At 58.1% G+C, this 21,660-nt stretch carries 19 protein-coding genes and 4 tRNA genes; 18 read left to right on the top strand and 5 right to left on the bottom strand.

The window, feature by feature from the left end:
• The first annotated feature begins 228 nt into the window (after window positions 1-228).
• The 11 genes from rfbA to ACEQFP_RS12510 all read left to right on the top strand — a co-directional run bounded on the left by rfbA (window position 229) and on the right by ACEQFP_RS12510 (window position 7,939).
• Entirely contained in the window at window positions 229-1,110 is an 882-nt protein-coding gene (gene rfbA, locus ACEQFP_RS12560; RefSeq protein ID WP_035600429.1) for a glucose-1-phosphate thymidylyltransferase RfbA, read from the top strand.
• Window positions 1,088-1,783 carry a dTDP-4-amino-4,6-dideoxy-D-galactose acyltransferase gene (gene rffC, locus ACEQFP_RS12555; protein ID WP_005290169.1) on the top strand — a complete coding sequence of 232 codons (696 nt, stop codon included), beginning with the start codon at window positions 1,088-1,090 and terminating at the stop codon, window positions 1,781-1,783. Before rfbA ends, rffC begins: the two co-directional genes overlap by 23 nt.
• Window positions 1,784-1,802: 19 nt before the next feature.
• Window positions 1,803-2,933 carry a dTDP-4-amino-4,6-dideoxygalactose transaminase gene (gene rffA / locus ACEQFP_RS12550; RefSeq protein WP_035600427.1) on the top strand — a complete coding sequence of 377 codons (1,131 nt, stop codon included), beginning with the start codon at window positions 1,803-1,805 and terminating at the stop codon, window positions 2,931-2,933.
• Entirely contained in the window at window positions 2,933-4,183 is a 1,251-nt protein-coding gene (wzxE, locus tag ACEQFP_RS12545) for a lipid III flippase WzxE (protein ID WP_005290173.1), read from the top strand. Before rffA ends, wzxE begins: the two co-directional genes overlap by 1 nt.
• Window positions 4,180-5,259, top strand: coding sequence for a TDP-N-acetylfucosamine:lipid II N-acetylfucosaminyltransferase (locus ACEQFP_RS12540; protein ID WP_005290175.1), 1,080 nt, complete (start codon window positions 4,180-4,182; stop codon window positions 5,257-5,259). The genes wzxE and ACEQFP_RS12540 overlap by 4 nt, the downstream gene beginning before the upstream one ends.
• A complete protein-coding gene (gene wzyE / locus ACEQFP_RS12535; protein WP_005290177.1) occupies window positions 5,256-6,635 on the top strand; it encodes an ECA oligosaccharide polymerase in 1,380 nt (459 codons plus the stop codon). Before ACEQFP_RS12540 ends, wzyE begins: the two co-directional genes overlap by 4 nt.
• A complete protein-coding gene (wecG, locus tag ACEQFP_RS12530; protein WP_109579548.1) occupies window positions 6,625-7,365 on the top strand; it encodes a lipopolysaccharide N-acetylmannosaminouronosyltransferase in 741 nt (246 codons plus the stop codon). Before wzyE ends, wecG begins: the two co-directional genes overlap by 11 nt.
• 162 nt (window positions 7,366-7,527) lie before the next feature.
• Window positions 7,528-7,604 (top strand) — tRNA-Arg (locus tag ACEQFP_RS12525).
• Window positions 7,605-7,661: 57 nt separating this feature from the next.
• Window positions 7,662-7,737: transfer RNA gene (locus ACEQFP_RS12520), tRNA-His, on the top strand.
• A 14-nt stretch (window positions 7,738-7,751) separates the two neighbouring features.
• A tRNA-Leu gene (locus ACEQFP_RS12515) sits at window positions 7,752-7,838 on the top strand.
• Window positions 7,839-7,862: 24 nt separating this feature from the next.
• Window positions 7,863-7,939 (top strand) — tRNA-Pro (locus ACEQFP_RS12510).
• Window positions 7,940-8,562: 623 nt separating this feature from the next.
• Here ACEQFP_RS12510 and hemY read toward each other — a convergent pair.
• Genes hemY through hemC form a run of 4 tightly spaced genes read right to left on the bottom strand, consistent with a single transcriptional unit; the run spans window position 8,563 to window position 12,655 of the window.
• A complete protein-coding gene (gene hemY, locus ACEQFP_RS12505) occupies window positions 8,563-9,762 on the bottom strand; it encodes a protoheme IX biogenesis protein HemY (RefSeq protein ID WP_370558317.1) in 1,200 nt (399 codons plus the stop codon).
• A gap of 2 nt (window positions 9,763-9,764) precedes the next feature.
• The gene (gene hemX, locus ACEQFP_RS12500) at window positions 9,765-10,931 is read right to left on the bottom strand and encodes a uroporphyrinogen-III C-methyltransferase (protein WP_035598209.1); all 1,167 of its coding nucleotides are present in this window, start codon (window positions 10,929-10,931) and stop codon (window positions 9,765-9,767) included.
• 17 nt (window positions 10,932-10,948) lie between these two features.
• A complete protein-coding gene (gene hemD / locus ACEQFP_RS12495; RefSeq protein WP_005290187.1) occupies window positions 10,949-11,695 on the bottom strand; it encodes a uroporphyrinogen-III synthase in 747 nt (248 codons plus the stop codon).
• A gap of 6 nt (window positions 11,696-11,701) precedes the next feature.
• Complete coding sequence (gene hemC, locus ACEQFP_RS12490; RefSeq protein ID WP_035598206.1) at window positions 11,702-12,655, bottom strand: hydroxymethylbilane synthase; 954 nt, start codon at window positions 12,653-12,655, stop codon at window positions 11,702-11,704.
• A 301-nt stretch (window positions 12,656-12,956) separates the two neighbouring features.
• On the opposite strand from hemC, the gene ACEQFP_RS12485 reads away from it, so the two are divergent.
• Window positions 12,957-15,506: a class I adenylate cyclase gene (locus tag ACEQFP_RS12485; protein WP_035607843.1), complete on the top strand. Its 2,550-nt coding sequence runs from the start codon at window positions 12,957-12,959 to the stop codon at window positions 15,504-15,506.
• Between the two features lie 8 nt (window positions 15,507-15,514).
• Here ACEQFP_RS12485 and cyaY read toward each other — a convergent pair whose 3' ends face one another.
• Window positions 15,515-15,841, bottom strand: a complete 327-nt coding sequence (gene cyaY, locus ACEQFP_RS12480; protein ID WP_005297133.1) for an iron donor protein CyaY — start codon at window positions 15,839-15,841, stop codon at window positions 15,515-15,517.
• Between the two features lie 77 nt (window positions 15,842-15,918).
• Here cyaY and ACEQFP_RS12475 point away from each other — a divergent pair, with 77 nt between their 5' ends.
• From ACEQFP_RS12475 to uvrD, 6 genes are all read left to right on the top strand, one after another.
• Window positions 15,919-16,128, top strand: coding sequence for a lipoprotein (locus tag ACEQFP_RS12475; RefSeq protein WP_005290197.1), 210 nt, complete (start codon window positions 15,919-15,921; stop codon window positions 16,126-16,128).
• Window positions 16,129-16,185: 57 nt separating this feature from the next.
• Window positions 16,186-17,010, top strand: a complete 825-nt coding sequence (gene dapF, locus ACEQFP_RS12470; protein ID WP_005290199.1) for a diaminopimelate epimerase — start codon at window positions 16,186-16,188, stop codon at window positions 17,008-17,010.
• 13 nt (window positions 17,011-17,023) lie between these two features.
• A complete protein-coding gene (locus tag ACEQFP_RS12465) occupies window positions 17,024-17,728 on the top strand; it encodes a DUF484 domain-containing protein (protein WP_005290201.1) in 705 nt (234 codons plus the stop codon).
• On the top strand, window positions 17,725-18,636 hold the full coding sequence (gene xerC, locus ACEQFP_RS12460) for a tyrosine recombinase XerC (protein WP_005290203.1): 912 nt from the start codon (window positions 17,725-17,727) through the stop codon (window positions 18,634-18,636). The genes ACEQFP_RS12465 and xerC overlap by 4 nt, the downstream gene beginning before the upstream one ends.
• Entirely contained in the window at window positions 18,636-19,352 is a 717-nt protein-coding gene (yigB, locus tag ACEQFP_RS12455) for a 5-amino-6-(5-phospho-D-ribitylamino)uracil phosphatase YigB (RefSeq protein WP_035607831.1), read from the top strand. The genes xerC and yigB overlap by 1 nt, the downstream gene beginning before the upstream one ends.
• Before the next feature lie 77 nt (window positions 19,353-19,429).
• Window positions 19,430-21,592, top strand: a complete 2,163-nt coding sequence (gene uvrD, locus ACEQFP_RS12450) for a DNA helicase II (RefSeq protein ID WP_370548025.1) — start codon at window positions 19,430-19,432, stop codon at window positions 21,590-21,592.
• Window positions 21,593-21,660: the final 68 nt, after the last annotated feature.

The raw sequence follows: 21,660 nt of genomic DNA, 5'->3' as shown, positions 1-21,660 counted from the left end.
TTGGGCCGTGCTCACCTAAAACGTAACAACGTGTTGAACGCCCTTCAGGGCGGCGTGATGGGTGAGCGAAGCGAATAATCCTCACGTACTGCGTGTACGCTCCGGTTGTTGCGCGCTGTCCGTGTCTAAACTGGCGGCAACACTATACGCCTACTGGGATAGGCTCTAAGACTCCCGCGCGTCGTCGCCGTGATGGCGCGCGGTCGCACGCGAAGAGAAGGATCAGGCATGAAAGGCATTATTCTGGCGGGAGGATCGGGTACCCGCCTCTATCCCATAACGCGCGGCGTCTCTAAGCAGCTGCTGCCGATCTACGATAAACCGATGATCTATTATCCGCTGTCGGTGCTGATGTTGGCGGGGATCCGGGAGATCCTGCTGATCAGTACCCCTCAGGATCTGCCGGCATTTCAACGTTTGTTGGGGGACGGTCGCGATTTCGGTATTCACTTGCAGTATGCCGAGCAGCCACGCCCCGAAGGGTTGGCTCAGGCCTTCTTAATCGGTGAGTCGTTTCTGGCCGGAGACAGCTGTTGCCTGGTGTTGGGAGACAATATCTTCTTTGGGCAGGGCTTCAGCCCCAAGCTGCGCCAGGTGGCGCAGCGTCAACAGGGAGCGACGGTATTCGGTTACCAGGTGATGGATCCAGAGCGTTTCGGTGTGGTCGAGTTTGACGAGGATTTCCGTGCGCGCTCCATCGAGGAGAAGCCGGTTCAGCCACGCTCTAACTGGGCCGTGACCGGGCTGTATTTCTACGATGCTCAGGTGGTGGAGTTCGCGCGTCAGGTGACGCCATCACCGCGTGGCGAGCTGGAGATCACCAGCATTAACCAGATGTATCTGCAACGCGATGCGCTCAGCGTCGAGTTGTTAGGGCGAGGCTTCGCCTGGCTGGATACGGGGACTCACGATAGCTTGCTGGAGGCCAGCGCCTTCGTCCAGACGGTAGAGAAGCGTCAGGGGTTCAAGATTGCCTGCCTCGAGGAGATCGCCTGGCGTAACGGTTGGCTGGATGATCAGGGGGTGGCGCGCGCCGCCGACGCCTTGGCTAAGACCGCCTATGGCACCTATCTACGGGAGTTGTTGCATGTCCGTCCACGCCAATATTGAGCCGTTGGCGTGGGAAAGCGCCTTCTTCGCCCTACACACCGGGCGGCTGAGTTTCTGTGATCAGGCGCCCCCGTTACAGGCGGCGGCGTGCGATGCCTACCAGTTGGTACAGGCTAAGGTGCCTGCCGACGATCTGGCGTGTTGCGATGCACTGTATGCCCTGGGGTTTCGCCTCGCGGAGGGCGAGGTGGATTTTGTGTTGTCGCCGCAGGCGGCAGCACCGTCCGGCCGGCAGCGTCCGGCGCAAGCCGACGATTGCCTGTGGCTGCGCGCCTTGGCGCGCGAGGCCTTTGCCTTGAGCCGCTTTCGCACCCCTTGGTATCAACCACAGGATAGCGGCCGCTTCTATGCCGAATGGGTGGAGAAGGCGGTGTATGGCACCTTTGACCACGCATGCCTATTGGCATTAGATGATACGGGTGCCCCGCAGGGTTTCGTGACGTTACGGGCACTGGACGCGGGCGAGGCTCGCATCGGTTTACTGGCGGTCGATCGCGCGGCATCACGGCGTGGCGTTGGGCGACGCCTGGTGGCGCAGGCGCAGGCTTGGTGCCATGCACAGCAGTTGTCGCGGTTGTCTGTTGCCACCCAGGTCGGCAACCTCGCGGCGCAACGTCTCTACCTTGGTTGCGGTGCGCGCGTGGACGCGACCGCCTATTGGTTGTACCGATAACTTTCTCTAGGTGAACACAATGATCCCATTTAATGCGCCTCCGGTCACCGGTAGCGAGTCCGATTATATGCAGGCGGCGATGGCCAGCGGCAAGTTGTGCGGCGACGGTGGTTTTACGCGGCGTTGCCAGCAGTGGATGGAACAGCGCTTCGCGAGCGCTAAGGTGTTGTTGACGCCCTCCTGCACCGCGTCATTGGAGATGGCGGCGCTGCTGTTGGATATCCAACCCGGCGATGAGGTGATCATGCCGAGCTTCACCTTCGTCTCGACGGCGAATGCCTTCGTATTGCGTGGCGCGCGTATCGTCTTCGTCGACATACGCCCCGATACGATGAACATCGATGAGACGCTGATCGAGGCGGCGATCACGGAGAAAACCCGTGCCATCGTGCCGGTACATTACGCCGGCGTCGCTTGCGAGATGGATACCATCATGGCGCTGGCGCAGCAGTACGGCCTGTATGTGGTCGAGGATGCGGCGCAAGGGGTGATGGCGACCTATAAGGGCCGGGCGTTGGGTACCATCGGCCATATCGGCTGTTATAGTTTCCACGAGACCAAGAACTACACCGCTGGCGGCGAAGGTGGGGCGACGCTGATCAACGATGCGACGCTGATCGAGCGGGCGGAGATCATTCGTGAGAAGGGCACCAACCGTAGTCAGTTCTTTCGTGGTCAGGTCGATAAGTACACTTGGCGCGATATCGGTTCCAGTTACCTGATGTCCGATTTACAGGCCGCCTATCTGTGGGCGCAACTGGAGGTCGCCGAGCGTATTAATCAGCGGCGCTTGCAACTCTGGCAGAACTATCATGATGCCTTGGCGCCGTTGGCTGCCGCGGGGCGCTTAACCCTGCCGACCATCCCGGCGGAGTGTCAGCATAACGCCCATATGTTCTATCTCAAGCTGCGCGACGAGGCGCAACGTGGCGCACTGATCGACTTCCTGAAAGAGGCGGAGATCATGGCGGTATTCCACTATATCCCCTTGCATAGCAGCCCTGGTGGGGCGCGCTTTGGCCGTTTCACCGGTGAGGATCGTTACACTACGCGTGAGAGCGAGCGCCTGGTGCGTCTGCCGCTGTTTTATAACCTGCCGGAGGTTAACCAGCGTACCGTGATCAACAGTATTTTGAGCTTCTTCCGCTGATGTCTCTGGCACGCGCATCGTTGTGGACTGCCGGTTCGACGCTGATCAAGATCGGTGCCGGGCTGGTGGTGGTGAAGCTGTTGGCCGTGGCCTTCGGTCCGGTTGGGGTCGGGCAGGCGGCGAACTTTCGTCAAGTGATCACCGTACTGGGGGTCTTGTCCGGCGCCGGTATCTTCAACGGTATCACCAAGTATGTGGCGGAGTATCGTCAGCAGCCCGAGAAGCTCCAGCCGCTGCTGGGTACGGCCTCGACGATGATCCTCGCGTTCTCCTTGCTGCTGGCCTTGATCTTCGTGGCGGCAGCCCGGCCGATCAGCGAGGCGCTGTTCGGCGATGGACGTTATCAGGCGGTGATCCGTCTGCTGGCTCTGCTACAGATGGGTATCGCTTGCAGTAACTACGGCTTGGCGGTGATCAAAGGGTATCGCGATGCGCGTGGTAATGCCCTGGCGGTGGCGGGCGGCAGCCTACTCGGCGTCGCCGCTTACGCGCTGAGCTACCTGCTGGGGGGGTATCGTGGAGCGCTGGCCGGGTTAGCCTTGGTCCCTGCCGTCGCCATGCTGCCAGCCCTATGGGTGCTGTGGCGACGACGCCATATCCCCTGGCACTATTTCCGTCCTGCTTGGGATCGTGCGTTGGCGACGAGTCTGGGTAAGTTTACCCTGATGGCGTTAATGACGGCGGTGACCATGCCGGTGGCCTATGTCATGATGCGTAACCAGCTGGCGACGCTGTATGGCTGGCAAGCGGTTGGGTTGTGGCAGGGCGTGAGCGGGATCTCCGATGCTTACCTCCAGTTCATCACCGCGTCGTTTAGCGTCTATCTGTTGCCGACCTTGGCCGGCCTACACAGCCGCCAGGCCATCGGACGCGAGATCGGGCGCGCGCTACGCTTCGTCTTGCCGGCCGTCGCCGCGGTCAGCTTTACCGTCTGGTTGCTGCGTGATCTGGTGATCTGGCTGTTGTTATCCGGCCAGTTCAGCGCAATGCGCGATTTGTTCGCCTGGCAGCTAGTCGGTGACGTGTTTAAGGTCGGTGCTTATGTCTTCGGCTATCTGGTGATCGCCAAGGCTTCGCTACGCTTTTACCTACTGTGTGAGCTCAGTCAGTTCCTGTTGTTGACGCTATTCTCGCGTCTGCTGATCCCGCTACATGGGGCGCAGGGCGCCGCACAGGCGTATATGGCGACCTATATTATTTATTTCCTGCTGTGTGGCAGCGTATTCTGGATTTATCGTAAGCGCGCATGACGACATTGATTCACGTATTGGGTGCGGATATTCCCCACCATAACCTGACGCTGTTGCGTTTCTTTGACGAGGTGTTGGCCACAACAGCGGGGGATGCCCCTCGCCGACACTTTATGGTGGTGGCCCGCGATGCCACGCCGTTCGCGGGGTTGACGCATCTGTCGATTGAGGTCTGGCCTGATAAGCGCGCGTTGGCGCGGGCGCTGGTGGCGTGCGCGCGCGCTGATCGTATGCAGCGTTTCTTCTTGCATGGCCAGTTCAATCCTTGGTTGTGGCTGGCGTTATTGACCGGGGGACTGCAGGCACAGCAGGTGTTGTGGCATGTGTGGGGCGCCGATCTGTATGAAGATGCCGCCGGTTGGAAGTATCGTCTATTCTATCGCATGCGTCGCCTGGCGCAGGGACGGGTGGGGCATCTCTTCGCCACTCTGGGTGATCTGGCGTACTATCGTCAGCGCTACCCGCAGGTAGCCACCTCGCCACTCTATTTCCCCACACGTATGGATCCGGCATTGACCCGTCCACGAGGTGTTCCGCGCACGACGAGCGGACCGTTAACGGTGTTGCTGGGGAACTCGGGCGATCGCAGCAATCGCCATCTGGCGGCGTTACGGTCGTTACATGCCGCCTTCGGCGAGCGGATCCGGGTGATTATCCCATTGGGCTACCCGGCGAATAACCGGGAGTATGTGGGGCAGGTGTGTGCCGAGGCGCAGCGTCTATTCGGCGCTCATGCTACCCCATTGACGTCGCAGCTGGCTTTTGCCGACTATCTAGCGTTGTTGGCAGAGTGCGATCTGGGTTATTTCATCTTTGAACGGCAGCAGGGCATCGGTACGTTGTGTCTGTTGCTACAGCAGGGTATCCCGGTAGTATTGAGTCGGAATAACCCCTTCTGGCACGATCTGGCTGAGCAACAGCTCCCGTTGTTGTTTGACGGTGAGGCGCTGGATGAGGCGGCGGTTCGGGCGGCGCAGCATCAGTTGGCGCAGTGTGACCTGCAACGCGTCGCCTTTTTTAATCCCAATTATATCGAGGGCTGGCAGCAGGCGCTGGCGCTGGGAGAGCGCACATGACGCTGATGCAATTTGCCGGTTTGGCGCTGGTCTACTTCTTCTCACTGCTGTTCGTCGCGTTTTTGACCTACAAAGAGTTTCGCCGGGTACGTTTTAATTTTAACGTATTCTTTTCTTTGCTCTTTCTGCTTACTTTCTACTTCGGCTTCCCGTTAACCTGTGCGCTGGTGTTCCGCTTTGAAGTACAGACGGTGCCTACGGAGGATCTGCTGTACGCGTTGCTGTCGGCGACGGCTTTCTACGCCATTTACTACGTTAGCTACAAGACGCGCCTGCGTGCCGCGGAGCCTACGATGATACGACAGCGCGCGCCTTGGCTACAGGTCAACCGGGTCGAAGCGCAGTTGATCTGGCTGTTGCTGGCACTGCTGGCTTTAGTAACCGTGACCATCTTCTTTCTTAACAACGGTTTTCTGTTATTCAAACTGCACTCCTATAGTCAGATTTTTTCCAGCAGCGTCTCCGGCGTGGCATTGAAGCGCTTCTTTTACTTTTTTATCCCGGCGATGTTGGTGGTTTACTTCCTGCGTCAAACGCCGCGAGCCTGGTTTTTCTTCCTGGCGAGTACCGTCGCCTTCGGTCTACTGACCTATGTGATTGTCGGTGGGACACGCGCCAATATCATCATCGCTTTCGCCCTGTTCCTGTTTATCGGCATTCAGCGTGGTTGGATCACCCTGTGGATGTTGGCGTTGGCCGGCGTCGTCGGTGTGGTCGGGATGTTCTGGCTGGCGCTGAAACGCTATGGCCTGGCGGTGAGTGGTGATGAGGCGTTGTATACGTTTCTGTACCTGACGCGCGATACCTTCTCCCCCTGGGAAAACCTGGCATTGCTGCTTCAGCACTATAGCCAGATCGACTTTCAGGGGCTGGCACCGATCGCCCGTGATTTCTATGTTTTCATCCCCAGCTGGCTGTGGCCAGATCGTCCCCATTTGGTGCTGAATAGCGCCAACTACTTCACCTGGGAGGTGTTGGATAACCACTCCGGATTGGCTATCTCGCCGACGTTGATCGGCTCGTTAGTCGTGATGGGAGGCGTGGCATTTATTCCGCTGGGGGCGGTGGCGGTTGGGCTGATCATCAAGTGGTTTGATTGGCTGTACGCGCGCGGACGGGTGGAGGCGAATCGCTATCGTGCGGCGGTGATCCAGGCCTTCTGTTTCGGTGCGGTATTCAACATTATCGTGTTGGCGCGCGAGGGATTGGATGCCTTTGTCTCGCGCGTGGTGTTCTTCTGTATCATTTTTGGCTGCTGCTTATTGTTGGCTAAGCTGTTGTATTGGTTATTCGATGTGGCGGGATTGATCCGTCCGCGTAGGCTAACTGCGAGCGAGGAATGGGCTGCCGTTAAGGGAAAAAACGATGGAGAGTAATCAGGCGATCCCACACTATGACATCCGCGGCATCGATATCTGGGGATTTCGCGACAGCGAGCAGTTTTTACAGCATCTGTTTGCCGAAGGGCGAGTACGGCCGGGGACGTTGGTGGCGATCAATGCCGAGAAGGTGATCACCGCCGAGCAGGATAAGGCGCTCCAGGCGTTGATCGCGGCGGCAGAGTATAAGTATGCCGATGGTATTAGCATCGTGCGGGCGATACGCCGTAAGTATCCGGCGGCACAGGTGAGCCGTATCGCGGGCGCGGATCTCTGGGAGGCGTTGATGCAGCGTGCCGGGGAGTTAGGTGTCCCGGTGTTTCTGGTGGGAGGTCAGCCCGAGGTATTGGCGCAGACCGAAGAGAAGTTGCGCCGTCAGTGGGGGGTTAATATCGTCGGGTCGCAGGATGGTTACTTTCCTGCGGATCAGCGTGAGTCACTGTTTGAGCGCATTCGTACCAGTGGGGCGCAGATCGTGACGGTGGCGATGGGCTCTCCACGCCAGGAGATGGTGATGCGCGATTGTCGGGCTCACTATCCTCAGGCGTTATATATGGGGGTAGGGGGAACCTACGATGTCTTTACCGGGCGGGTGCGCCGAGCGCCACTATTGTGGCGTCGCCTGGGCGTAGAGTGGTTGTATCGTCTGCTCTCCCAACCGACACGCTGGCGCCGTCAGGCGAAGCTGTTGCGTTTCGTCAGCTATTACTATCGCGGTAAGCTCTAGTCTTCCGTGGGGGATGGTGTAGCGCCAATAGGGGGAGTGGCCTGTGTAGTGAGGTTTTTTGCGTCAGAATGGGCAAACTGTAATCAAACGCGTTTTTTCTGCAAAAAAGCACTGGACAGGATCGCCTGAAGCCCGTAGTATCCACCCCCGCAACGGCGCTGAGCGCCCGTAGCTCAGCTGGATAGAGCGCTGCCCTCCGGAGGCAGAGGTCTCAGGTTCGAATCCTGTCGGGCGCGCCATTATTTTTTACGGCGTCGGAGCTGCGGTGGTATCATTACCGCGTTAGAAGTACATTGGTGGCTATAGCTCAGTTGGTAGAGCCCTGGATTGTGATTCCAGTTGTCGTGGGTTCGAGTCCCATTAGCCACCCCAGATTAAAGTGGCATGCGAAGGTGGCGGAATTGGTAGACGCGCTAGCTTCAGGTGTTAGTGTCTTAACGGACGTGAGGGTTCAAGTCCCTCTCTTCGCACCACACCCTACTGGGGTATTATAAAATCGGCGAGTAGCGCAGCTTGGTAGCGCAACTGGTTTGGGACCAGTGGGTCGGAGGTTCGAATCCTCTCTCGCCGACCACCCTCTCTCCTCGCATTGTCGAGGTTTTTTTGTATCTGCGTTTTCTCCTCTTCTCTTTCTACTATCATTTTGTGTTGCCTGCCGTACGTGCGTATGACTCTGCGCGTGTTGGTGATGTGCTGTCATCAAGGCAAAGCGCATCTGATTAACAGATTGATTCTAAATGTTTTTATTCTCAATGGTGCTGTTAGGTGACCATTTTTACACTAGATGTCTCTAATTGGCGACACTTATTCTTTTGTATTTAAATGAAATTTTATTAAGACATCGATAGATGTCGTCATCTGGAGACGACATTGGCGCTGAGCGGCGATGGAGCAATGACCGGTGCTGGCTTTAAATATTGGCATGGTTTATGCAATACTTGGTCTGTAGATGCTCATTCGCCCCCTTATGTTTGCGTAAGCTTCATAAAACTGAGAATGATGCAGAGCCGACTTGTGGTGCCTATGGTCCGAATCATGCTGTCTTTGATCAGCACGCCGCGGACACGTCGTTGAGTGAGGCACCGATCAGTTGTCTTAAGATCTGATTGTCCTTTTTCAACACTTGCCTGCTGGCAGGTGTTTTTTTTTGCCAAAAAAAGGCCCGCAATGCGGGCCGATTTGTGTAACCGTGATGAGTTAGTGCGTGGCATGGTCCTGCTGCAATGTCAGCAATAGGCCATCACGTCGCATCTGAGCCGCTTCCTCGGGGCGATGCAGTTTTTCTAATACATCTGCCAGCCAGGCGTAGTCGTAGGCATCTGGGCGCTGCTTGAGGGCGGCACGTAGTGCATCGGCTGCCGCTTGCCACTCTCCGTGACGCATCAGCAGTTGCCCTAAGGTGCTGTTGAGCAGTGCGCTGGCACCATGCTGGCGGATCTGCTGTTGCAGTAATTTCTCCAATTGCTCCGGTTGGCTCGATTTTAGGCGAGGCATCAGGCGTACCAGACGCTCGTCAAAGCGTCGCTTCAGGCCGTCAACCACCATCTGCTGGGCAGCCAGGTGGTCGTCGCATTCGATCAGGTGTTCGGCCAGCGCGACCTGGAGCGCCGTCTCATGACGGGTCTTACGTCCCTGCGCCTTCCACCACTGTTTCAACCCCTCACTGCCACCATTGGCCATGGCTTGGTCCATCAGGCCGATATAGGCGCGTAGCTGGAGCTTTTCGATCTGTTCATCGCTGTGCTCACCCGCCTTAGCCAGTGCCGGCAGGATCTCCAATAACGGCTCAAAGGCATCGGTGTGTAGATACGCTTGTTCCGCTAAACGTAACACTTTTGGGTGACGCGGAGCATAATTGAGCAGTGCATCCACGCCGTGACGCGCGGCATGGTACTCCTTGCGTGCAAGCTGTAGGCGAACTCGGGTGATGTCGACCGGCAGTTGATCGCTGCCGGCCACTTCGGCAGCCCGCTCCAGATACTGATTGGCGCGCAGTTCATCGTCACGCTGTTGCGCGGCCTCGGCCGCCAACAGATAGTTGACCAGCGGTTGATCGGCATGGTCGGCGTTACGTGCTAGGAGCTTTTCGACTTGGCCGTAGTCGCCTTCGGTCAGTTTGAGTAACCCTTCGCGCGTCTGACGACGGGCGCGACTACGCTTGCGGCCAATAAACCAGCCACGCGTACGGGCACCGGTGCGTAACAGACGACGTAGCAGCCATTCCAGGGCGAACAGTACGACCATCAGTAGCACTAACATGATCACCAGCGAGGTGACGCTCGTCTCGATATTGTAGTTGTCGGTCTGGATCAGCACATACCCCTGATGACCCGCAAACATCGGACCGAGCACGATGCCTGCAATCAGGATGATAAACAGCAACAGAACCTTGAGCATGGTTATTCCCCCTGTGTTGCAGGCGTGGCCGGCGCCGCCATCGGGGCGTTGCTACGGGAGTGTAATAGCTTGTCCAGCAGAGGCTGGCTCTTGAGAGCATCGGGCAATACCATGCTGACGGATTGCTGGCTGAGGGCATCGATCTGATTAAGAAATGCCTTGGTGCTCGGATCGTTGACGTCGAAATAGGCACGTACCCAAGCCGATACGCTCTCTAGCGATTGCTGATAGATTTGGTTCTGGTGGCGCGGCACCGCTTGGGCCGCGATCAGCAGGCGCGAGCGAATGTTCTCACGGAGATAAACATCTTGGTTGGGCGCCAGTAGTGGCTCGTCATTGCTGTCTCGTCGGCGGATGGTAATAAACTCGGAGATAAAGGTGTGCCAGCTTTTCGCCAAGTTTTGTCGCCATTGGCTCAATGAGGCGCTTAGTTCACCGTCATCCTGATCCATCGGCGCTTCGTCGCTGTCGTTGTCGGCCAGGCGTAGATCGTCGACCTGATTGGCTAACTGGTTAAGTTGTAGAATGATGCCGTCAAAGTCGATTTGACCGAGTGCCGATAAGGTGGCGATATCCTCGGTGATCGCCCGGCGGACGCTCAGTAGGCTGGGGTCGTTCATACCAGCCAAGGTGGCATCCGCATTTTTTAGCAGGGCGATGGCGGTGGTCACGTCTTGGTCGCTCCACAGCTTACGTTCGGCCAATTTCACCAGGAAATCAGCTTGGGCCAGTTTCCAGGTCGCCGCATCGTTGCCGGAGATGGCGGCGACCTTCTGCTCTAGCTCCTTCAGCTGTTGTGATTGCGTAGCCTGGAGTTGTTGCGCGATGTCGAGGGCTTTGGTCTGCTTATTCAGCAGGGCTTCTAGCCGCAGTTTCTCTTGCGCCTGTGCCGTATGTAGCGCGCTCAGTTGCTCCTGTAAATTCTGTTCATCGGCGAGTTGGCGCTGTGCCTGCTGGTGGCCATGGTAATAGAGGCCGCCACCGAGGGCGATGACCAACACAATGGCGATAGCGCCCAACGCCTGGCCGCCCGCGGAGGATTTTTGGGCGGCATGATTGGTCGGCTTACGGGAGCGCTCTTGCGGTTGTGAGGTGTGCGGCTGCTGTGCCGGTTCGCTGGCCGTCTCGGCGTTAGTCGCCTTTTCTGGCGGGGTAGTGGGTTCCGTCATCGTGGCATGTCCCATGGTCAAGTGATCTGTAGCGTGCGCAATAATGCGTCGTTGTTGGCGCTGTCGGCCACCCGGATCTCTTGCCATCCCAGATCGCGGGCGCGTTGCGCTAGGCGTTCGCTGACGACGATGAGTCGGCAGCACAGTAACCAATGCCGCCGATCGTATTCAGGAACTAAATCATAGAGCTGTTGCAGCATTTCACCACTGGTCACCACCAGTGTCGAGATTTTCTGTTGTTGCCAGCGTCGATAGTGATCGCTACCCGGAGGGATACAGGGGCGTCGCTGGTAGCATTCGCATAGTGTGACGGTTACGCCGTGAGCCCGTAGGGTGGCGGCGATCAGCTCGCGTCCACCATTACCGCGTAGGATCAGGGCTCGCCGCGCGTTGAGTGACTGTAGGGCGGGCAGGGCCAGCAGCGCCTCAGACGTCTCACCGTGATCCGGGTAGATCACCGACTGACCACTCGCTGCCTGGAGCGCCTGGGCGGTGGTGTGACCGATAGCGAGGTAGCGTAGCGTCGGCGGCCAGGGGAGCCCCGCGCGTTGTAGCCTGCTACTGGCGTACTGGACGGCGGGGCGTGATACGGCGAGCAGCAGATCACCCGGCGCCAGCTCGGCGAGTCGTTCGGGCAATTGCGCCAGCTGCGCGCCGGGCGCGTAGTCGATCAAGGGGCTGTGCCAGGCCGCCATCCCCGCCGCGCGTAAGCGCTCGACCAGCTGTTCGCCGGCGGGGGAGGGACGGGTGACCAAGATACTCATGACCGTTTACGCTGGCTGTTGGTAAACAGCATCGAGGATGGCGCGCGCCCCACGAGCCAGGAGCTCATCGGCTAAATCGATGCCCATGCTTTCTGCCTGGTGCAATGGGCCGCGGCGTTCGCCGCGAATGATCAGCGAGCCATCCGGGCGGCCCACCAAGGCGCGTAGCCAGAGTTGATCGCCGTCGATTTCAGCGTAACTACCGATGGGGACCTGGCAGCCCCCCTCCAAACGCATATTCATCGCACGCTCGGCGCTGACGCGTAACGCTGTGCTTTCATGATTGAGCGGGGCCAACCATGCGCGGGTCGCCTCGTCTGTCAGGCGGCACTCGATACCCACCGCACCTTGACCGACCGCCGGCAACGACTGCTCCGCCGTCAGTGGGGTACGGATACGTGCTTCCAATTGCAAACGCTTGAGCCCAGCGGCAGCCAGAATAATGGCGTCATATTCGCCAGCATCCAGTTTTGCCAGACGGGTGCCGACATTCCCGCGCAGGTCACGTATCTGGAGATCTGGACGCGCGGCACGCAATTGACATTGGCGTCGCAGGCTGGAGGTCCCAACGATGCTTCCGGGCGGGAGCTGATCCAGTGAGGCGAAGTGGGGGGAGACAAAGGCATCGCGTGGATCTTCGCGCGGGCAGATGGTGACCAGTCCTAACCCATCGGGGAACGCGACTGGCACGTCCTTCATCGAATGGACGGCGATGTCGGCGCGCCCCTCCAACAGAGCCAGTTCCAGCTCCTTGACGAACAGGCCCTTACCACCCACTTTGGCCAGAGGGGTGTCGAGTAGCACGTCGCCGCGTGTGACCATGGGGACCAGCTCTATCGTCAGCTGTGGCCAGTGGGTCAGCAATTGATCCCGGACATAATGTGCCTGCCACAGCGCCAGCGGGCTCTGGCGCGTTGCGATGCGCAGCGTCTGCTGCGCTGCCGTAGTCGTTGATTGCATGTGTATATCCCTCGTTTGCCTGGCCTTCATCCTACCATGTTGCGGCCTGAGCAGGCAGTGTCAGCGCACGGGAGGGGTCGCATCAGTGAGCGGGAAATGCGGGGGAAAAGCGGGAAAGATCAACGACAAGGGAATCTCAATATTCAGTGTGTGGTGTTTCTATCTTTACGGTCAATCGGCAAGGTGTTAAATTGATCACGTTTCCAGCAATTTCCCATCTATCATTACTATTAATAGAACCGTTGTTGGGGGGCATGGAAACGAGTCCCCTTTCGTACACCAGAAAATCAGGCGAAACGTCTTGTACCTCTACATCGAGACACTGAAGCAACGACTGGATGCGATTAACCAACTTCGGGTTGATCGTGCACTGTCGGCGATGGGACCCGCTTTTCAGCAGGTGTATACGCTGCTGCCTACCTTATTGCACTTTCATCATCCGCTGATGCCGGGTTATTTAGAGGGAAGCGTCCCGCATGGGATCTGTTTCTTCAAGCCTGATGCCGCTCAGCAACACTATCTGCACCATATCGAGACGCGTGCGCCGGGTAGTATTCCGCCGGTGACGGGCTCGGATCAACAGCCGATCACCGGGCTGTATACCATGGGTAGCACCTCCTCCATCGGTCAGAGCTGTAGCTCCGATCTGGATATCTGGGTCTGCCATCACTCCTGGTTGGATAACAGTGAGCGCAATCAGCTGCAGCAGAAGTGTCTGCTGCTGGAGAAATGGGCTGCCTCGCTGGGGGTTGAGGTCAGTTTCTTCTTGATCGACGAGAACCGTTTTCGTCATAACGAGAGCGGTAGCCTCGGCGGGGAAGACTGTGGTTCGACGCAACATATTCTCTTGCTCGATGAGTTTTATCGTACCGCTGTTCGCCTGGCGGGTAAGCGTATTCTGTGGAGCATGGTGCCCTGTGAAGAAGAGGGGCACTACGATGAGTATGTGCTCTCACTGTATGCGCAGGGGGCGTTGACACCCAACGAGTGGCTCGATCTCGGTGGGCTGAGTTCGTTGTCGGCTGAAGAGTACTTCGGCGCCAGCCTGTGGCAGTTGTATAAGAGTATCGACTCGCCCTATAAGGCGGTGCTGAAGAGCCTGCTGCTGGAGGCTTACTCTTGGGAGTATCCCAATACCGAACTGTTGGCGATGGATATCAAGAATCGCCTGCATAAGGGAGAGATTGTCTCCTTCGGGCTCGACCCTTACTGCATGATGTTGGAGCGGGTTACCCATTATCTGGAGCAGATCGGTGATCATGCTCGTCTCGATTTAGCGCGTCGCTGCTTCTATCTGAAGGTGTGCGAGAAGATGTCGCGTACTCGCGCTTGCGTGGGCTGGCGGCGGGAGATCCTCAGCCAGTTGGTGGCACAATGGGGCTGGGATGAGGCGTTGATTCGCTCGTTGGATAATCGTGCCAATTGGAAGATTGGCCAGGTGCGTGAGGCACATAACGAGTTGTTGGACGCGATGATGCAGAGTTATCGCAACCTGATCCGTTTCGCTCGGCGCAATAATTTGAGTGTTAGTGCCAGCCCGCAGGATATTGGGGTGTTGACGCGTAAGCTTTACGCCGCCTTCGAGGCGTTGCCGGGTAAGGTGACGCTGGTCAACCCGCAGATCTCGCCGGATCTCTCTGAGGGCGATCTGACTTTTATCTATGTCCCGGTCGGGCGTGCCAATCGCAGCGGCTGGTATCTCTATAACCAGGCTCCGACCATCGACAGTATCGTCAGTCATCAGCCGCTGGAATATAACCGTTACCTTAATAAGCTGGTGGCCTGGGCCTACTTCAATGGTCTGTTGACGTCAGAGACGCGGCTACACTTGAAGGCGAATAGCAGCCAGTGCGATCTGAATAAGCTACGTGAGCTGGTGCGCGATGTGGCGAATCATTTCCCGTTGCGTTTACCTGCACCGACGCCGAAAGCATTGTACAGTCCATGTGAAATCCGTCACTTAGCGATTATCGTCAACCTGGAGCATGATCCGACCGCCACCTTTAGTAACCAGGTGGTGCACTTCGATTTCCGTCAGTTGGATGTCTTTAGTTTCGGTGAGCAGCAGCAGTGTTTGGTCGGTAGCGTCGATCTGCTGTATCGCAACTCGTGGAATGAGGTGCGTACACTGCACTTTAGCGGTGAGCAGGCGGTGCTGGAGGCGTTGAAGACGATTCTGGGCAAGATGCATCAGGATGCCGCGCCGCCAGAGGCGGTGGAGGTGTTCTGCTACAGTCGTCATCTGCGTGGCCTGATCCGTACGCGCTTGCAGCAACTGGTCTCGGAGTGCATCGATCTGCGTCTCTCCAGCACGCGCCAAGAGCCAGGGCGTTTTAAGGCGGTGCGTGTGGCCGGGCAGACGTGGGGGCTTTTCTTCGAACGTCTGAGCGTCTCGGTACAGAAGCTGGAGAATGCCGTCGAGTTTTACGGTGCTATCTCGAATAACAAATTGCACGGCCTCTCGATGCAGGTAGAGACCGAGCAGGCTCATCTACCGGCGGTCGTCGACGGTTATGCTAGCGAGGGGATCATCCAGTTCTTCTTCGAGGATGGCGAGCGCGACGGCTTTAACATCTATATCCTGGATGAGTCTAATCGGGTCGAGGTCTATCACCATTGTGAAGGAAGTAAAGAGGAGCTGGTACGCGATGTCAGCCGCTTCTACTCTTCGTCACATGACCGTTTCACCTATGGTTCTAGCTTTATCAACTTTAACCTGCCACAGTTCTACCAGATCGTGACGAAGGATGGACGCGCCCAGGTGATCCCTTTCCGCAGTAAAGCGGTGCCGCCCCCCGTTACGGAGGGGGACGGTGAGGATGCGCCGTGTCAGCGTTTTAAGGTGTATTGACGCTCGACTTACGCTAAGTCGAGTGCCACCGCTACGCCCGCTTGGGCACTGCACGCTTCGTTTAATACCTGGCTGAAGGTGGCCGCGCTGCGTGAACAGCGCCACTGTCCATCGTGATAATCGAAGTGGTAACCGCCGGCGCGGGTCGCCAGCCAGATTTGGTGTAACGGCTCCTGGCGGTTAACCACGATCTTGCTACCATCTTCAAAGCTAAGCGTCATGACGCCGCCGTTGGTTTCACAATCGATGTCGGCATCGTCTTGATAGGCGTCTAGCGCCTCTTCTAACGACTGCATCAGTGCGTCGGCCAACTGGTGAAACTCGCTGTCATTCATAATCATTTCCTATTGCTTTTCAGTATCCAACTGCGATTATAGAAAGCTTGAACTCTGGAATCACAGGCATTAATACAATGAACAGACAATTCCGTAGTGCGCTATTGGTGCTGTGCGCCGCGGCGTTGGGGGGCTGTGGACTGAAAGGGCCGCTCTATTTCCCTCCGCCGCAGCAGGCTCCGGCCGCACAGAAGGCACCGGAGGTCTATAACGTACCGGCGCCGACGCAGGAACCGACCTCGAAGGCGGCGCAGACGGCCCCCGCCGAGGCTGGGAACGCCCACTGATTTTCGCACCGTGTGCCAAGGGTAGACGTTGGCAGGTATTCATCAAGGGGTAGGGACATGCAGTTTGCCAAGATGCACGGGCTGGGTAATGATTTTATGGTGGTGGATGCCGTCACCCAGAACGTTTATTTTTCGCCCGAGTTAATTCGCCGCCTGGCCGACAGGCATACCGGCGTGGGTTTTGACCAACTGTTGGTCGTCGAACCCCCCTATGATCCCGACCTCGACTTCCATTACCGCATCTTCAATGCTGACGGCAGCGAGGTGGCCCAATGCGGCAATGGCGCGCGTTGTTTCGCGCGTTTCGTTCGCATTAAGGGGCTGACGAATCGGCGAGATATCCGGGTCAGTACGCAGAATGGGCGCATGACCTTGCATGTGGATGACGATGAGCGGGTGACGGTCAACATGGGTGAGCCGCAGTTTGACCCTGGACGGATCCCCTTTAAGGCAGCCAAGGCGGAAAAAACCTATATTTTACGTGTAGCGCAGCAGACCGTGCTGTGTGGCGCGGTCTCGATGGGTAACCCTCATTGCGTGTTGCAAGTCGAGGATGTGAGTCAGGCACAGGTCGCCCTGTTAGGCCCCGCGTTGGAGAGCCATGAGCGTTTTCCCGAGCGGGTCAACGTTGGCTTTATGCAGGTGGTAGACCGCGGTTATATCCGCTTACGGGTTTACGAGCGTGGCGCCGGTGAAACGCAGGCGTGTGGCAGCGGTGCGTGCGCGGCGGTGGCGGTAGGGATTCAGCAAGGCTTGCTGGATGAGCAGGTGCGGGTCGAGTTACCTGGCGGAACCCTCCATATCTGTTGGCAGGGGCCGGGTACGCCGTTGTTGATGATCGGGCCGGCCACTCACGTCTATGATGGATTCATCCATTTATAAACGGTAGGTAGCGATGAGTGAAAGCGAGAGCGACAACTGCCGTCAATCAGAACTGGTTGATGCGCAGGTGGTGGCCTATTTGCGGCAACATCCTGATTTTTTTATCCGTAATGCCCGTCAGGTCGAGCAGATGGTCATCCCGCACCCGGTGCGGGGTGCCGTGTCGTTGCTGGAGTGGCAGTTGGGGCGCCAGCGTCGGCAGATTGCGGCGTTGGATCGGGAGATCGAGCAGCTCATCGAACTGGCGCGGGACAATGAACGTCTATTTGGCGGCCTGTTGACGCTGCAAAGTCAATTGGCGTCGGCGCCGACGTTGGATGACTTTCTACAGCGTCTGCAGCGTTGGGCGCGCTCGTTGGGCTTGTCGGGGGCCTATGTGCGGTTATTCTCCGACCGTTGGCGTCTGAGCGCGCCATCGCGTTTCACTGATCTGGCGATCGCCCGGTCAGAGGTGGAGTTATTGCGTATCCAACGTTTGGGCGATGCTAACCACTATCTGGGCACACTCAACGGTCAGGAGCTATTGCTCCTGTTGCCGCAGGCGCATCATGTCGGCTCGGTGGCGCTGTCATTGATGGGCGATTTCGCGGACCTAGGGCTGCTGATCTTCACCAGCGCCGATGCGCAGCACTATCAGCAAGGGATGGGGACTGAATTGTTAGCACAGTTAGCCCGCCTGCTTCCCCCGATGTTGACGCGTTGGATCGAACGGCAATGAGCAGTTCGGCTGAGACGTTGAATGCGCCGGTGTCGGCGTTTCTGCAAATGTTGCGTGTCGAGCGGCAGCTTAGCCCGCGTACCGTTGATACCTATCGTCGTCAACTGGCGGCGATTATCGCGTTGTTGCAGGAGTCTGGCGTCACGGATTGGCTTGCCCTGGATAGTGCCAGGGTGCGGGCCTTGGTCGCCCGTAGTCGCCGTCAGGGACTGGAGCCGGCCAGCCTGGCGTTACGGCTATCGGCATTGCGTAGTTTTCTCGACTGGCAAGTCAGCTGCGGCGCGTTGGCGGCTAATCCCGCCAAAGGTGTCGCCGCACCGCGCCAGGGGCGCCATCTGCCGAAGAATTTGGATGTGGATGACGTCAATCGTCTGTTAGCGATCGACGAAAGCGACACGCTGGCGGTACGCGATAGGGCGATGTTGGAGTTGATGTATGGCGGCGGCTTGCGTCTGTCGGAGTTGGTGGGGTTAGACTGCCGCCACCTCGATCTGGCGACGGGTGAGGTGTGGGTGTTGGGTAAGGGCAGCAAGGAGCGGCGCTTGCCGATAGGGCGAGAGGCGGTTCGCTGGGTCGAGAAGTGGTTGGCGCTTCGTATCGCATTACAGCCGCAGGACGATGCCCTGTTTATTTCCAGTCGAGGAGGGCGGATCTCGCCACGCAACGTACAGAAGCGTTTTGCGGAGTGGGGCGTGAAGCAGGGTGTCACCAGCCATATTCATCCACATAAACTGCGTCACTCCTTTGCCACGCATCTCTTGGAGTCCAGCGGCGATCTGCGCGCGGTACAGGAGCTGCTGGGACACGCCAATCTTTCGACGACGCAAATCTATACCCATCTCGACTTTCAGCATCTGGCTAACGTGTATGATGCGGCCCATCCCCGCGCGAAAAGAGGGAAAACCTGATGCATTTCTACCGTGCTGTGCAGCGCCCCGCGGCGTTGACTTTCGATCTGGACGATACGCTGTATGACAACCATCCGGTGATCGTGCGTAGCGAGCAGGCGGCGCTCGACTTTTTACGCCATCGTTTTGCTCCGTTGCAGGATTTCCAGAGCGCTGATTGGCAGCGGCTGCGTGCCGAACTGCGTGCCAGCGATCCGGAAATCTACCATGATGTGACTCAATGGCGTTGGCGCGCGGTACATGAGGCGCTATGGCGTGGTGGGCTCTCGCCGCAGGCGTGTCGCCGAGGTGCCGATGAGGCGCTGGCGCACTTCGCCGAGTGGCGTAGCCGCATCGAGGTCCCCGATGAGACCCATCGGGTCTTGGGATTGTTGGCTCAACAACTGCCGTTGGTGGCGATCACGAATGGTAACGCCGACCCGGCGCGCTGTGGCCTGGGCGACTATTTTCGCTTCGTATTACGCGCGGGCCCGGATGGGCGCGCCAAACCTTACGGTGACATGTATCTGGCTGCGGCTCGTCGTTTGCGGCTGGCTCCCGGGCAGTTACTGCATGTCGGTGATGACTTGACGACCGATGTCGCTGGCGCGGTGCGTAGTGGCGTACAGGCATGTTGGATCAACGATCGGGCCCGCTCGCTGATGCAGGCCGCCGATGGCCGCCTGTTGCCCCATGTCGAGATTTCCCGGTTGGCTTCGCTGCTCGCACTGCTATAATTCCCGACAGAATCTGTATAAATCTCCAGTAAAATGGCACCGATGGTGCTATTTCCCCAGTGAAAAGACGGTGCCCTATGGACGTATCTGACCTGCTCGAAAGCCTGAACGATAGACAGCGCGAGGCGGTTGCCGCGCCACGCAGTAACCTGTTGGTGCTGGCGGGGGCGGGCAGTGGTAAGACTCGCGTTCTGGTGCATCGCATCGCCTGGTTGCTCGCCGTGGAGCACTGCTCTCCCTTTTCCATCATGGCGGTCACCTTTACCAACAAGGCGGCGGCGGAGATGCGTCATCGTATTGAGGCGCTGATTGGCACCAGTCAAGGAGGGATGTGGATCGGCACCTTTCATGGCTTGGCACACCGTCTGCTACGGGCTCATCATCTGGATGCCGGCTTACCACAGGATTTTCAGATCCTCGACAGCGAAGATCAGTTGCGTCTGCTCAAGCGACTCATCAAGGCGATGAATCTGGATGAGAAACAGTGGCCGGCGCGTCAGGGCATGTGGTACATCAACGGCAAGAAAGATGATGGTCTGCGTCCCCAACACATTGAGAGCTATGGCAATCCGGTGGAGCAGACCTGGCTGCGCATCTACCAAGCCTACCAGGAGGCCTGTGATCGTGCCGGGCTGGTGGACTTTGCCGAGCTGCTGTTGCGCGCTCATGAGTTGTGGCTGCATAAGCCGCAGATCCTCGAACACTATCGCGCCCGCTTCAGCAATATCTTGGTGGATGAGTTTCAGGATACCAACCGCATCCAGTACGCCTGGATCCGCATGCTAGCTGGCGATAGCGGTCGGGTGATGATCGTCGGCGATGACGATCAGTCGATCTATGGTTGGCGTGGCGCCCAGGTGGAGAATATTCAAAAATTCCTCGATGATTTTCCCGGCGCGCAGACCATCCGTTTGGAGCAGAACTACCGCTCCAGCGGCAACATCCTGCGTGCCGCCAACGCATTAATCGAGAATAACGACGGACGTTTGGGTAAGAAGCTGTGGACGGAAGATGGTGAGGGAGAACCCATCTCACTGTATTGCGCCTTCAACGAGTTGGACGAGGCGCGTTTCGTGGTGAATCGCATCAAGGCCTGGCAGGACAACGGCGGTGCGTTGAAGGAGTGCGCTATCCTGTACCGCAGTAACGCCCAGTCGCGTGTACTGGAGGAGGCACTGCTACAGGCCGCGATGCCCTACCGTATCTACGGTGGGATGCGTTTCTTCGAGCGCCAGGAGATTAAAGATGCGTTGGCCTACTTGCGCTTGTTGGCTAACCGCAATGATGATGCCGCCTTCGAGCGGGTGGTGAATACCCCGGTACGCGGCATCGGCGATCGGACGCTGGATGTGGTGCGTCAGACGGCGCGTGACCGTCAGCTTACGCTGTGGCAGGCGACCCGCGCGCTGTTGCAGGACGCGGTGTTCCCTGGTCGGGCGGCCAATGCCTTGCGTCGTTTCTTGGAGTTGATCGATGCCCTCGAGCAACAGAGCCTCGATCTGCCGCTGCATGTCCAGACCGATCGGGTGATCCGTGACTCCGGTCTGCGTCAGATGTATGAACAGGAGAAAGGTGAGAAGGGGCAGACGCGCATCGAAAACCTCGAGGAGTTGGTGACGGCGACGCGCCAATTCAGTTATGAGGATGACGATGAGGATCTGCCACCGCTCCAGGCGTTCTTGTCTCATGCCGCCCTCGAGTCGGGCGAAGGGCAGGCCGATGCTTACCAGGATGCGGTGCAGCTGATGACCCTACACTCCGCCAAGGGGTTAGAGTTTCCCCAAGTATTTATCGTCGGCATGGAAGAGGGGATGTTTCCCAGCCAGATGTCCTTGGATGAAGGAGGACGACTGGAAGAGGAGCGCCGTCTGGCCTATGTCGGGGTAACCCGAGCGATGCGTAAGTTGACCCTGACCTATGCGGAGAGTCGCCGTCTGTATGGTAAAGAGGTGTACCATCGTCCCTCGCGCTTCGTCGGCGAATTGCCGGAGACGTGCGTCGAGGAGGTGCGTTTGCGCGCCAGCGTGTCGCGTCCGGTCAGCCACGCTCGCCTCGGTACACCGCTCAGCCAGAGCGATAGCGGCTATCGTCTGGGGCAACGAGTCGCTCACGCCAAGTTTGGCGAGGGGACGATCATTAACCTAGAGGGGAGCGGCGAACATACCCGTCTACAGATCGCCTTTAAAGGCGAGGGGATCAAGTGGTTGGTTGCCGCCTATGCTCGCTTAGAGACGCTGTAGAAGCTTCCGTTTGGCCCAACGCGCCGCAGGCCGGCGATTTATGCGGAAGTCTGTTGACAGCCTTTTTC

The sequence above is a fragment of the Edwardsiella sp. A.80236 genome (assembly GCF_044540725.1).
GTDB classification, from domain to species: domain Bacteria; phylum Pseudomonadota; class Gammaproteobacteria; order Enterobacterales; family Enterobacteriaceae; genus Edwardsiella; species Edwardsiella tarda.
The sequence above is the reverse complement of the archived record's forward strand: the minus strand, read 5'-3'. Positions and strand labels throughout refer to the sequence as shown.